This window comes from uncultured Methanobrevibacter sp. (assembly GCF_905235195.1).
Lineage (GTDB): Archaea > Methanobacteriota > Methanobacteria > Methanobacteriales > Methanobacteriaceae > Methanarmilla.
Map to the genome: position 1 here is coordinate 1 of NZ_CAJOKH010000033.1, position 12,947 is coordinate 12,947.

Consider the following 12,947-nt stretch of genomic DNA (forward strand, 5'->3'; position numbering starts at 1 on the left):
AGATTTAGAACAAAACAAGGTATATTTAACCAAATATTCAACAGAAAAAATGGATGGATGAAAAAAATAAAATCCCAACTAACAAAATGACAAAGCCTGAAAAATTTTAATAAAAATTTTTAAAAATAAGTAAGATTAAAAATAGAAATTTTTCTATAATTATAGTTTAAGGTATAAAAATTAAAATAATGATTATTGAAATGGAAAAATCAAAATTCTATAGGTTTTTCCATAAATTTAAGATGATTTACATATTTTGAAACTGCTTCTTTAATAGATCCTTCATCTACAACAACTTTAATACCAGCATCATCTACCTTAATTTTTGATTTGAATCCTATTTGAAGAACAAATATTGTTTTTATATTATGATTGTTTAAAAAATCAACAATAATTGAACCTTGATGATGTTTATCCTCATCAATATCAAGTTCATATTTATCTAAAAGTTCCATATCTCCATTATCATAATCAAATATGCAAATAGAACTGGCTTTACCAAAATGTAAATCTATATTTTCTCCATCACTTGATGCAACAGCAAATTTCATAAAAACACACAAATAAATATAATAATAAATAAGAAATAATAAAAAAACTTGATTAAAATGAAAATAAGAAAATAAATTTAAAAAAATAAAATAAAATAAAATTATCATTTAATTTTATTTATTAATTTTGCAACATTAGCAGAAAAACGTTTAACAGTTTGTATTCCTTCTTCATCATCAACAAAACTACCTTCTTCACCTGCAAAAACCATATTCCAATATGTACTTCCAGGAATAATCATTTCGTTAATTATAAAAAACATTGACATTTCTTGTAAGGTTAATGTTTGACCACCGCGTCTTGCAACAGCAATTGGTCCCCCAACCATCCAAGAAAGGAATTGATCTCCACTTCTAGATATTTTACCAATTCTTTGAAGTGCAGCCATAATATCTCCACGAGCTGTTCCAAAGTATACTGGAACTGCAGGAATAAAACCATCTGCCTCTTTAAGTTTTTCAACTATTTCATTTACCTCATCATTGAAAACACATTTTCCAGAAGCACCACATTTATTACATGCAATACATGAGCGAATATCCTGACCCACTAATGTTAAAATTTCTGCTTCCACTCCTTGTTTTTCAATTTCTTCTGCACATAATTTTAATATGCCCATAGTGTTTCCTTTCTTACGAGGACTACCACATAAAAGTATAACTTTTGAGATTGTATCACCCTTAATCATCGATTAATTTAATACATTCATTAGGACATAAATCCACACAAGTTTCACATAAACTGCATTCATCAATGTCTACAGGTTCAACTTTACCATCTACCCAAGAGAGAACTTCCATAGTACATAAATCTACACAGTCTCCACACTCATCTTCTCCATCACATTTAGCATGATCTATTATTATTTGTACCATAATTACACCTCTAAAAAAATGCCTATTAAATTTATTTTAAATTAAATAACGATATTAATTAATAATAAATATTAAGTTCTTAGTTAATAAAAATATCCAAAATTATAAAATTATAAAATTATAAAAAATTTTTTAATTGAGAATTAAAAAATTTTATTATTCTAATGCATTTAAACAGAAACAATCAAAATCATCATCTAAATTTAAAATAATTGAATGAAGTAAATTTAATAATGCTTTATTTTTCTTACTCGTAATCTCTTTAACTTCTTCAAATGTTAAAAGATCTTCAGATATGGAAGTTGCAAAATTAGTAACAATACATATTGCCTGGTAACACATTTCCTTTTCTCTTGCAAGTACTACTTCAGGAAGACCTGTCATACCTACCACATCACATTCCAAAAGTTTAAACATTTTTATCTCAGAGGCGGTTTCAAATCTAGGCCCATCTGTGCATACATAAGTACCATGATCAATAATACTTTCATTATCATCTGCACATGATAAAATAACATTCCTTAAACGAGAACAATAGGGTTGTGACAGATCCATATGATGTACTTCATCATCAAAGAAAGTTTTCTCTCTTAAAACTGTAAAGTCCAAAAAGTCATCTACAAGAACAAAAGTACCCGGAGGCATGTCTAAATTCATAGAACCTACTGCATTTGTAGCTATAATCTGATTAACTCCACAATTTTTTAAAGCCTGTATATTAGCTTTATAATTTATCATATGTGGAGGAGTTTTATGTCCTTTTTGATGACGAGGAATAAAAGCAACTTTTTTTGAGTTAATATCTAGTATACTAACTTCAACAGAACCATATTCCGTATCAACAGTTTTCTCTTCAATAGAATCTGCAATATTGCTTATTTCATAAACTCCACTTCCACCAATAATACCTATCAAAATATCACCTATAAAAAAAATTTTATTTAAAAATTAAACTATTAAAATTATATTATTAAAAATCAATAAATAAAAAAATTAAAAGAAATAAGAATAAAAATTATCCTTTTGTAACTGCAATAGGACTAACTTTAGCTACTAATTTTGCTATTCCTACTTTATCTGAAGTTTTAACAACGGAATCTACATTTTTATATGCTCCCGGTGCTTCTTCTGCAATAACCGGTTTAGTATTAGCTTTAAGTTCTATGCCTTTACTTGCCATTTCTTTTTGAATGGATTCTGGAGTGAATTGTTTTTTAGCCTTAGCTCTAGATAAAACTCTTCCAGCACCATGTGCAGTAGAACCAAATGTTTCTTCCATAGCTAAATCAGTCCCATGAAGAATATAAGAAGAAGTACCCATTGTTCCAGGAATTAATACAGGCTGACCAATACTTCGATAATCTTTAGGTACTTCTATTCTACCTGGACCAAATGCTCGGGTTGCACCTTTTCTGTGAACAATAACTTCCTGAGTAGATTTTCTAACCTTATGAGTTTCAACTTTAGCAATATTATGTGCCACATCATAAATAGTTGTCATACCCATTTCATCTGCAGATTTTTTAAATATAGTTTCAAAGGACTCTCTTACCCAATGAGTCATCATTTGTCTATTAGCCCATGCATAATTAGCTGCAGCATACATTGCTTTGAGGTAATTTTGAGCTTCTTTAGAGTCAACTGGCGCACATGCAAGTTGTCTATCCGGAATATTAACTTCATATTTTTTATATGCTTTATCCATTAATCTTAAATAATCAGAACATACCTGATGTCCACATCCACGTGAACCACTATGAATCATAACAGTAATGTTTCCATCATTAAGTCCAAATACTTTTGCAGCTTCATCATTATAAATTTCATCTATTTTTTGAACTTCTAAAAAGTGATTTCCAGAACCAAGAGAACCTAATTGTGGAATTCCTCGTCTTTTAGCCTTATCAGAAACTAAACTTGGATCTGCATCCAATATTCTACCATTTTCCTCTAAAAATTTTAAATCATCATCCCATCCAAATTCATGATCAACAGCCCATTCAGCACCATATTTTAATACATCATCAACCTGGTTTTCTTTAAGATGAAATTTACCTTTACTTCCAACTCCAGATGGAATATTCTTAAATAAAGTTTCTGTTAATTGTTTGATTTTAGGTTTAATTTCTTCTTCTGTAAGATTAGTTCTAATCATTTTTACTCCACAGTTAATGTCAAAACCTACACCTCCAGGGCTGATTACACCATTTCTAGTACTTGTAGCACCAACCCCTCCAATACTAAACCCATAACCAAAATGAATATCTGGAAGTCCTATAGAATACTTTTGAAGGCCTGGAAGACATGCAACATTTGCAACCTGTTCAATTGCACCTTCCTCAAGATTTTCAAATCCATCATCATCTAAATATAAACGTCCAGGAACCCTCATTTCTCTTTTATAACTACTTGGAATTTCCCAAACATTATCACGAACTTTTACAATTTCATCTTTTACACTCATATAACCACTTAATATTTTTTTTATAAGATTAATGAAATAAATTTGATTTAAAACTAAATTATTAAAGGAATATAATTTAATATAAAAATTTAAAAATTAATTAATTAATTTATTATTTTATTTTACAATACTTAATATTTATTATACTATAAAATTTCTAATTTTATAAATCTAAAATAGCACGGACCTTACAAAACTTATCACATTTAACTTCCATCATGTGAAATGTTATGGCTTTAACTTCTGAGCCTCTCATATGTTTTTTATCCCAATTTATTTCTTCACCCCTAACAGTCCCAGTTAATTTGTATTGGTTTTGTGATGTTGTTTGGATTTTTTCAATATTAATATTAAAATCAGAAAATAAAAGTAATTCAACATTATGTAAAAACAATAATTCTTCCAAATAATCATAAAGTAGTGAAACTAAATCCTCAGATAAAACCTCTATATTTTCTTCTCTTATAGCCTCCACATTATCTGTATTAGATATAATGTTAAACATTGCAAGACCTGCATTTTCAAAAGCCTCATTTAAACCATTACCATATGCTAAAAATCCAATATCTGCTGTGACATCAAAAAATTTATATGGTTTTCTAAAATCCGTTGTTTTTTTATTAATTCTATTCATAATAACACTGTATTTAAGTTAATACATAATTTAATTAAATTATTTTTTAGAAATTTTTAAAAAAATATTAGTTTTCATAAGCTCTCTCAGATTTTCTTTAAATATGCTCCTTAACACACTAAAAGTAGTGAGTGATTAATATGTTCAAATATAATGATACAAAATTAAATGCAGATTTAAGGAAAAAAACATCCTTATATGACATAATAGTCGATAATAATATAAATATTCAATCTTGCATGGTAATACTAATGGCTTTTTTAGTATTGCTTTTTACAGTACTATCTATTGTTAGAGTATAATCCTACATATTATTGTTTTACATTTTCTTTGTAATACCAAACCCAATACTCTAAGCATTACTAATTAAACTATTAGTTCCATGCAATTTATAATTTATATTTGGTTAATTTAATTTAAATAATTAGTTAATTGTTAAATTCTAAGAAATTATTGAAATACTTTAATAATTAAATTAGAAATTAATAGAACAAGTTATATGTCACTAATTCATTTTAAAAATTTATTAATCAATGTTTAAAATTTAAAAATTCTAAAGCTTAACTTAAAATGTATTGCCACCTTAATGAATATATAACTAACTGATTATAGATTAAAAAACTAATAAATTATTAAAAAAATAAGTAAATAGTAAATTAAGTAATTATTAAATGAGTATTATGTAGATTATACATAGATAGTTTTTAATTCTAGAATATTAGTTTTATACTAATATTTCTAATTTTTTTTATGATAATTTATTTAATGAAAATAAGTTATAGAATAAGATTGATAGACGCAAATCAATATAAACATTTCCCAACAAAAATGTTAATTAAATATCCAAGGATTTAATATCCTCCGGATTAAATCTAATTAAAACTTGTCTTGAATTTCCCCGGACACCCTTACCCGTAAGTTTTGTGTCTATTAATCTTAAAAATTCTAGTTTATCCAGGGTTCTGTTAAATGTGGCATAACTTAAACCAGTACTATTTTTAAATTTTTCAGATAATTCTCCTGCAGTTAAGACTTTATTATTTTCTGCAATTATTTTTAATAATTGTCTTTCAACATCACTTAATGATTTATAAGTTTCTACAAGATTAACTGAAACTTGTTGATTTTTTGCCTGTTTGAGATAGTCTAATGTAATTTTAGGTGATGCATTTGACTCTGCAATATTACCACATACCTTTAATAAATCTATACCTACTCTTAAATCTCCACTATCTAATGCATAGTCAGTTATCTCTTCAAGAATTTCATCTGATATTACACCTTCAAAGAAACCAGCTTTTGCTCTTTTAGTTAAAATTTCTAAAAGTTCTAATCTAGAATATGGTTGGAAAACAATATCCTGAGGTATAAAAACAGTGTTAACATTTTTATCCAATGCATATTTAAATTCTAAATCTGATAATATAACAAATAAACCTGTCCTAACACCAGGAAATTCCTCGTAAGCTCTAAGTATATCATAAAATAATTTATTAGCATTATTACCTTGGAAAAGATAGTTAACATCGTCAAATGCTACGATTAATGATTTATCTTCTTTTACTAAATGATCCATGACTTGCTGATAAATTTTAGAATAAGGAACCCCAGTTTCTGGAGGATTATGTTTAAAAATCTTATTAAATATTTGGGACATAATACTAAATGGAGTTGTGTGAAGCTGACAATTAATAAAACAACAAACAATCTTATTTGAAGTTTGCTCAACTAGTTCAAATACTTTTTTAACTGCTGTAGTTTTACCAGTTGCACATGGCCCCATGATTATAGAATTTACAGGCCTTCCTTCATGTAATGCAGGTCTAATAGACATAGCCATTGCTTCCATTTGACTGTCCCTAAATTCAAAATCTTGAGGAGTATAATCTGGATTAAAAACCATACTATTTCTGAAAATTGTTTCATCATGCATTAAAATATCTTCAATTCCCATAACAATCCCCCACTTTTAATATTATAAACCATATATTTAAAATACTTAAATTAAAATTATCTAAATAAATAAAATTAAAAAATAAAATTAATTTAATAATTAAAATTAATTTAATAACTAATAATATGATAAATAATTTAAGTTTTTATTATTACATTTAAAAATTATAATTAATTAAGCTTAAATAATTTTTTAAAATTTAAATAAATTGAAAAAATAATTAATTTAATTTAATCACATAAATTAATTAATTCTACACTAACATTATCTTTTATCCAATTAACTAATTCTTCAGCATATTTTAATTTTTTCTTTTTAATCTCATCAGCATCCATTAAATCTAATTTATTATTAGGTCTTGAATATTTAGTTACAATATCTCCAAAATCCATTCCAGCAAGAATAATAGATTTGGCACCTAATTCTAATGCTAAAAATATTGCACGATCACCATCAGTAAATCCTCCAAAATTATAAAGACATCCCTCAGGTTTTGATTGGGTAGTTCCCATTACATTATCTAAAAATGAGGTGTATTTTCTAATTAAATCTTTATTATTACCATGACCATGAACAACCAAATATGCATTTCTAAAATTAGCAGCTAAAATATCATCCATATTTCCATCTAAATCAGTAGCAATTATATCTGGAACAATATGCAATTCTAAAAGTGCAGTAGTAGCACCATCAGCAGATATTAAAACATAATCCTCCAAGTTATAATTTTCCCTAATATATTTAATATGTTGTTTAATTGAAGGTCCTGCCCCAAATACAATAAATTTATCTGTATTTTTAAAATCTACAATATCCTTCTTTAAATCATCAATAGTAATATATCCTTCTTCCATAAGGATTTGATTTAAAAGTTTTGCAGAATCCTCATCATCAACTTTAGAAAAATTAAAATCATCTAAAATTCTTTCATACCATTTTTCCCATTCATCATAATTCATAATATTATTTTTCTAATTTTATATAAATAAAATTTATTAAATTAATTGAAAAATATTGGCAAAATTATAGTTATTTAGTTTAATTTTAAGATTATGTATAAATTTAATTTGGATTTATTTTAAAAAATAATCGTAAAAGTTGGAAATATTATTAAAATGAAAATTTTAATTAATAAATATTAAACAATATTCTAAAAATACTGAAAAATTAGAAAGAAAATTGAATAAAAAATAAACAAAAAACTTTAATATTATATAAATAAAAAATTTAATTAGGTTGAAATTTAAAAAAAATTCTAAAATTAAAACCTATTAATCAAGCTTTTTGAATCTAATGGAGGAAATTTTATATGGATAATACATTATTAATGCTCCCAGGACCTGTAAATGTAGCTCCAAATGTGCTTGCTGCAATGTCTAAAGATATTGTAAATCACAGAGGAGATGAGTTCGGAGTAATATATAATGAAACTTGTGAAAGAATGTCTAAAGTGTTTAAAACCAATAATCAATCTTACATTCTTACATCATCTGGAACTGGTGCAATGGAAGCAGCTATATCAAACATAGCTGGTCCTGGAGAAAAAATTTTAAGTGTTGTTGGTGGAAAATTTGGAGAAAGATTTGCAGATATTGCAAAAATCCATGGAATTGACGTTGAAGAATTAGCTGTTGAATGGGGAACAGCTGTAACTCCTAAAGCAATTGAAACAGCACTTGAAGCTGATGAAAATATTAAAGTTGTTAGTGTAGTGCACAACGAAACATCTACAGGTGTAGCTGCACCTATTGAAGAAATTGGTAAAGTTATGAAAAATTATGATACATTATATGTTGTAGATACTGTATCCTCCCTTGGTGGAGATTATGTAGATGTTGATAAATTTGGAATCGATGTTTGTGTAACTGGCTCTCAAAAATGTTTAGCAGCACCACCAGGGCTTGCAGCAATTACATTAAGTGATGATGCATGGAAAGCAGTTGATGAAACTGATGCTAAAACATATTATTTCAACATGAAGAAATACAGAGATAATGGAAATAAAGATCCTGCACAAACTCCATATACTCCATCAGTATCATTAATTTATGGATTAAAAGAAGCTCTTAATGATATTGAAAAAGAAGGATTAGATAATAGGGTGGCACGCCACCATTTAAATGCTAAAGCATCCAGAAGTGCTGTAAAAGCATTAGGTCTTGAATTATTTGCTGAAGAATCATGTGCTTCCAGTACTGTTACCGCAGTAAAAATGCCTGAAGGATTAAGCGATAGTGATGTTAGAGGCACTATGTTAAACAAATACAAAATCCAATTAGCAGGCGGTCAAGATCATCTAAAAGGTAATATTTTCAGAATAGGTCATATGGGAGTAGTTAATTATAAAGAATTAGCTATGACTTTTACAGCATTAGGTATGACCTTAAAAGAATGCGGTAAAGATATTGAACCTGGTGCAGGTGTAACTGCATTAGCTGATGTATTTTTAGAAGGATAATTATATCCTTCACTTCTATTTTTTTAAATAAATTTTTTAATATGCTTAAACTCCTGTAGGATAACTAATTTTTATCTAAGTATATAAATAATAAAATAAACTAAAACAGAAAATTACACAATAATATTAAAGACTAACAAATAAATAAACAAAAGTTGAGTAATACTAACATAAGACTAAAAATCCAAATCAGAGTTACAATGGAAAATAAATAAAAAAAAGTTAATATTCACTGTATTGTTGTAGAGTTACCTATTTTAAAACAAATAATTTTATCTTTAAAATAAAAATTTTTTATATATGATTAATAAGATTTTATATACAATTAATTAGATATTTTTTTATAATAAATAATTTTTATATATAATTAAACAATAAGTATTTTAATGAGAAAATTTTCTAAAATAATAATTTGGGGAAATAAAATGTCAAATGAAGAAACAATAAAAACTACCTTAAATGAATTAAATAAACTAATTAGCAGTAATAGTATTATTGGTGATCCTATAGAAACTGAAGATAAAATATTAATCCCTGTTGTGAAAATGGGCTTCGGATTTGGTACTGGAGGAGCAAAAGATCTAGAAGCAACCGGAGCTGGAGGAGGAGTTGAACCTATAAGTATGGTTGTTGTCTCCAAAGGCCTGGAAGGTACTGAGGGCATAAGAGTACTTGATATTAAAAAAGAAGATAGTTTAAACAAATCATTAAGTAATTTAAGTTTAATTATAACTGATTTAATTTCTAATTTTATAGGACCTAATGGAGAATATACTGAAGGCGAATGGCAATACAGTCAAAGTGAAGAAAACAACTCTGAAGATGAATCAACATCAAATATATATGATGCTGAATAAGAAGAGTATTTAAAATTAAAAGTAGGGATTAAATGAGTATTTTAACAATATTATTATATATAATTTGTATAATACTCATATTAATTCTAATATTCCTAATTATTGGACTAAAAATTCGTATTTTTCTAAATTTTCATGAAAAATTTTATGGGAAATTTGAGATATATATTTTTAAAAAAATAAAAATCATTAAAAAAGAAATTTCCGCTAAAGAAGATTTGATGGGCAAAGAAAAAGATGAAAGTGATGAAAAGAACGAAAAAACACTTAAGGAAAAATATGAAGATAATAAAGATTTAATAAATGATATAATTGCAAATAAAGAACCATTTATAGAAATTGTTAAAATTATTAAAAATTCCATAAAACATTCAAAAACAGAAGGGACAATTATTTATGGATTAGAAAGCCCTGTAGATACTGCTGAGATTGGTGGATTTTTATGGACAATAACAGGAATACTTAATTCAGGTAAAAATACAAAAATTACAGTAGATCCTGTGTGGAATAAGTTTTATCTGGAATTTACAATTGATACTAATTTTAAACTAAGTTTACTGATTCCTATAATAAAAATTTTAAAAATAATTATGAAAAATCCTACAAGAGATATTGTAATAAAACTCATAAAAATGAATCCGAGGAAAAAAGATGGACATAAAAGAGAAAATTAAAGAAAATGATGATTTTTCATTTTATGATGAAATTATCCTTGGTGATGAGATAATTATAGAAAACAAAATAATTCATCCTGTTTATATTGCAAGCATAATATTTTATAATGAATATGTTCCAAGTGCAACAATCGATCCATTAGCATTTTTATTTAAAGAAAAACTTAAAAAAAAGAATGACACCGAATATGAATATTATCTAATATTTTTTGATGATGACTATGAAAAATACACCAAAGAAATCATAAAAAAGTATAATGAGAAATTAGAATATTGATTTTAATTGTAATAGTAAAAGATTAATCCATAATATAAATATAATGAAAAATTAGAAAATCTATCTACTATCCTTAGGATATTTAAAAAACTAGAAAAGATACTGAAATTATACAATATTAAGTGAATATAATAAAGATTAATATATAATTTCTATAAAAAAGGTAAAAATTAAAATATATGTATCCACTCAAAAAATAAATCATATAAACTAAGACACTAAAATTAAGAAAATACTCTAATAAAATAGAAGTTAATATTAAATAATAAAAACTCCATTTTATTAAAGACTAAAATTAAAAATTTTATTGATTATGCTCTTTTTTTAACAACTATCTTAGCGTTTTTAGATAATTTTACTCCAGCTATGTTTACAGAAACTTTAGCTTTATAAACGCCAGGATAATAATGAATTCCTAAACTTGCAATACCTTTACTATTAGTTTTAATCTTATAAGTATATTTAGAAACTTTAACAGTAATAAATTGGCCTGCAATCGGAGCACGTTTATATTTTAAAGAAACATAAAACCTTTTAGATGATTTATAAACTTTAACTAAATTTTTAACTGTTAATTTAGTTAAAGATTTTTTCCATTTTTTAACAGTTACAGTAGACTGTTTTTTAACACTAGTCTTAGGAATAGTAGTTACAACTTTATAGGTATTAGGTTTTAAATTAATTGCTAAATATGCTAAACCTTTTTTATTAGTAATAAGCTTATGAGTTTTACCATTAATTTTAACATTAACAGTCACACTAGCTTGAGGTACATCAGCAGAATTCACTACTTTAACTACAAGTTTTGTACCATCAGCATAATACATATTAACATTTTTAACTATTAATTCTAAATCCGTACCCTTTTTAACTTCAAAATTCTGACTTGCAGAAGAAGCATTATATTCACTATTACCTAAATAATTAGCAGTAATCAAATAAAGACCTGCAACAGAAGGATTCCAATTATAACTAAATAAACCTTTATTTAAAGTTAAATTAGTATTAACAACAACAGCTCCAGAAGCTAAGTTTTTAATTAATAACTGAACACTACCATCAACATCAGCAAAATTAACATTAGTTATAGGTACAGGCCCAGAAGGAGAAACACCACCATTAATATTGATAGCTTTACCAACACTAGTACTATTACCACTCTTAATAGTAGTATCAGTAGGAAGTGGCTCCCCACCAGTAACTTCAAAATACTGACTTGCAGAAGAAGGTTCATATTCACTAGTACCTAAATAATTAGCAGTAATCAAATAAAGACCAGCAACAGAAGGATCCCAAGAATAACTAAATGAACCATCTTCGTCTAAAGTTAAATTAGTATTAACAACAACATTACCAGAAGCTAAGTTTTTAATTAACAACAAAAGATTACCATCAACATAATCAGGTGAAGTAACACGACCATCAATATGTATAGGTGTACCAACACTAGTAGTATTACCACTATTAATAGTAGTATCAGTAGGAAGTGGCTCCCCACCAGTAACTTCAAAATCCTGAATTGCAATAGAAGATCCATATTCACTAGTACCTCGATACTCAGCAGTAATCACATAACTACCAGCAACAGAAGGATCCCAAGAATAACTAAATGAACCCTCTTCGTCTAAAGTTAATTCAGTCCTAACAACAACCTCTCCATCCTTTCGAACTTCTAATCCAAGATCACCTTGACAAACAGGCATTAAATCGCTACCTATAACAACACCCTTAATATCGATAGGTTTACCAACATAAGTACTACTTTCACTTGTAATTTTAGTCGTAGTCCTCTCATTATTAGCATCAGTATCCAGACTTGCAGATGAAGAATCATCATCAGAATCAGTCACATCAACACCATCATCAGTATCTTCTCCAACTACCTCAGAATCTGGCATATTATTTCCATCCTCAGTATCCTCATCAACTACCTCAGAATCTGGCATATTATTTCCATCATCAATATCCCCATCATCTATTGTAGCATCTGGTAAATCAGATTTAGCAATATCCATATCACTATCAACAGCTGATATTGAAGATATTGAAACAAATATCATTAACACTAAAAATATAAAAAACATTTTTTTTATAAAATTTCATTACTAAATTATCCTCCAAAAAAAAATTTTTAAACATAATATTTTAAGAAAAAATACATTGTATAAAAATTTCTTAAAATATTATACAATAAATAATTAA

General features: G+C 26.6%; 13 protein-coding genes. 4 read left to right on the forward strand and 9 right to left on the reverse strand.

Going from position 1 to position 12,947, the window contains the following annotated elements; translation table 11 throughout:
• Window positions 1–209 precede the first annotated feature (209 nt).
• The 8 genes from QZ146_RS04905 to QZ146_RS04940 form a co-directional block, all read right to left on the reverse strand.
• Window positions 210–551 carry a NifB/NifX family molybdenum-iron cluster-binding protein gene (locus tag QZ146_RS04905; RefSeq protein ID WP_295722540.1) on the reverse strand — a complete coding sequence of 114 codons (342 nt, stop codon included), beginning with the start codon at window positions 549–551 and terminating at the stop codon, window positions 210–212.
• A gap of 104 nt (window positions 552–655) precedes the next feature.
• Complete coding sequence (locus QZ146_RS04910; RefSeq protein WP_295722581.1) at window positions 656–1,222, reverse strand: flavodoxin family protein; 567 nt, start codon at window positions 1,220–1,222, stop codon at window positions 656–658.
• Window positions 1,223–1,232: 10 nt separating this feature from the next.
• The gene (locus QZ146_RS04915) at window positions 1,233–1,427 is read right to left on the reverse strand and encodes a ferredoxin (RefSeq protein WP_295722541.1); all 195 of its coding nucleotides are present in this window, start codon (window positions 1,425–1,427) and stop codon (window positions 1,233–1,235) included.
• A 156-nt stretch (window positions 1,428–1,583) separates the two neighbouring features.
• Window positions 1,584–2,342, reverse strand: coding sequence for an S-methyl-5'-thioadenosine phosphorylase (gene mtnP / locus QZ146_RS04920; RefSeq protein ID WP_295722542.1), 759 nt, complete (start codon window positions 2,340–2,342; stop codon window positions 1,584–1,586).
• Between the two features lie 100 nt (window positions 2,343–2,442).
• Window positions 2,443–3,891 carry an RtcB family protein gene (locus tag QZ146_RS04925; protein ID WP_295722543.1) on the reverse strand — a complete coding sequence of 483 codons (1,449 nt, stop codon included), beginning with the start codon at window positions 3,889–3,891 and terminating at the stop codon, window positions 2,443–2,445.
• 163 nt (window positions 3,892–4,054) lie between these two features.
• Window positions 4,055–4,525 (reverse strand): archease, encoded by a 471-nt coding sequence (locus tag QZ146_RS04930; protein ID WP_295722544.1) that lies wholly within the window; start codon window positions 4,523–4,525, stop codon window positions 4,055–4,057.
• Window positions 4,526–5,360: 835 nt separating this feature from the next.
• A complete protein-coding gene (locus QZ146_RS04935; RefSeq protein ID WP_295722545.1) occupies window positions 5,361–6,479 on the reverse strand; it encodes an ORC1-type DNA replication protein in 1,119 nt (372 codons plus the stop codon).
• Window positions 6,480–6,709: 230 nt separating this feature from the next.
• Window positions 6,710–7,438, reverse strand: a complete 729-nt coding sequence (locus tag QZ146_RS04940) for a 6-hydroxymethylpterin diphosphokinase MptE-like protein (RefSeq protein WP_295722546.1) — start codon at window positions 7,436–7,438, stop codon at window positions 6,710–6,712.
• A gap of 350 nt (window positions 7,439–7,788) precedes the next feature.
• Here QZ146_RS04940 and QZ146_RS04945 point away from each other — a divergent pair, with 350 nt between their 5' ends.
• The 4 genes from QZ146_RS04945 to QZ146_RS04960 all read left to right on the forward strand — a co-directional run bounded on the left by QZ146_RS04945 (window position 7,789) and on the right by QZ146_RS04960 (window position 10,745).
• Window positions 7,789–8,937, forward strand: coding sequence for an alanine--glyoxylate aminotransferase family protein (locus tag QZ146_RS04945; protein ID WP_295722547.1), 1,149 nt, complete (start codon window positions 7,789–7,791; stop codon window positions 8,935–8,937).
• Window positions 8,938–9,362: 425 nt separating this feature from the next.
• A complete protein-coding gene (locus tag QZ146_RS04950) occupies window positions 9,363–9,794 on the forward strand; it encodes a GerW family sporulation protein (RefSeq protein WP_295722548.1) in 432 nt (143 codons plus the stop codon).
• A 221-nt stretch (window positions 9,795–10,015) separates the two neighbouring features.
• Window positions 10,016–10,468 (forward strand): DUF2953 domain-containing protein, encoded by a 453-nt coding sequence (locus QZ146_RS04955; protein ID WP_295722549.1) that lies wholly within the window; start codon window positions 10,016–10,018, stop codon window positions 10,466–10,468.
• Window positions 10,446–10,745 carry a hypothetical protein gene (locus tag QZ146_RS04960; protein WP_295722550.1) on the forward strand — a complete coding sequence of 100 codons (300 nt, stop codon included), beginning with the start codon at window positions 10,446–10,448 and terminating at the stop codon, window positions 10,743–10,745. The genes QZ146_RS04955 and QZ146_RS04960 overlap by 23 nt, the downstream gene beginning before the upstream one ends.
• Before the next feature lie 311 nt (window positions 10,746–11,056).
• Here the strand turns inward: QZ146_RS04960 and QZ146_RS04965 are convergent, their stop codons facing one another.
• Window positions 11,057–12,805 carry an Ig-like domain-containing protein gene (locus QZ146_RS04965; protein ID WP_295722551.1) on the reverse strand — a complete coding sequence of 583 codons (1,749 nt, stop codon included), beginning with the start codon at window positions 12,803–12,805 and terminating at the stop codon, window positions 11,057–11,059.
• Window positions 12,806–12,947: the final 142 nt, after the last annotated feature.

Bases quoted from the DNA above. Each gene is read 5' to 3' on its own strand.
- QZ146_RS04915 (WP_295722541.1), bottom strand. From the start codon at position 1,427: ATGGTACAAATAATAATAGATCATGCTAAATGTGATGGAGAAGATGAG.
- QZ146_RS04930 (WP_295722544.1), bottom strand. From the start codon at position 4,525: ATGAATAGAATTAATAAAAAAACAACGGATTTTAGAAAACCATATAAA.
- QZ146_RS04955 (WP_295722549.1), top strand. From the start codon at position 10,016: ATGGGCAAAGAAAAAGATGAAAGTGATGAAAAGAACGAAAAAACACTT.
- QZ146_RS04940 (WP_295722546.1), bottom strand. From the start codon at position 7,438: ATGAATTATGATGAATGGGAAAAATGGTATGAAAGAATTTTAGATGAT.
- QZ146_RS04950 (WP_295722548.1), top strand. From the start codon at position 9,363: ATGTCAAATGAAGAAACAATAAAAACTACCTTAAATGAATTAAATAAA.
- QZ146_RS04925 (WP_295722543.1), bottom strand. From the start codon at position 3,891: ATGAGTGTAAAAGATGAAATTGTAAAAGTTCGTGATAATGTTTGGGAA.
- QZ146_RS04935 (WP_295722545.1), bottom strand. From the start codon at position 6,479: ATGGGAATTGAAGATATTTTAATGCATGATGAAACAATTTTCAGAAAT.
- QZ146_RS04945 (WP_295722547.1), top strand. From the start codon at position 7,789: ATGGATAATACATTATTAATGCTCCCAGGACCTGTAAATGTAGCTCCA.
- QZ146_RS04905 (WP_295722540.1), bottom strand. From the start codon at position 551: ATGAAATTTGCTGTTGCATCAAGTGATGGAGAAAATATAGATTTACAT.
- QZ146_RS04960 (WP_295722550.1), top strand. From the start codon at position 10,446: ATGGACATAAAAGAGAAAATTAAAGAAAATGATGATTTTTCATTTTAT.
- QZ146_RS04965 (WP_295722551.1), bottom strand. From the start codon at position 12,805: ATGATATTTGTTTCAATATCTTCAATATCAGCTGTTGATAGTGATATG.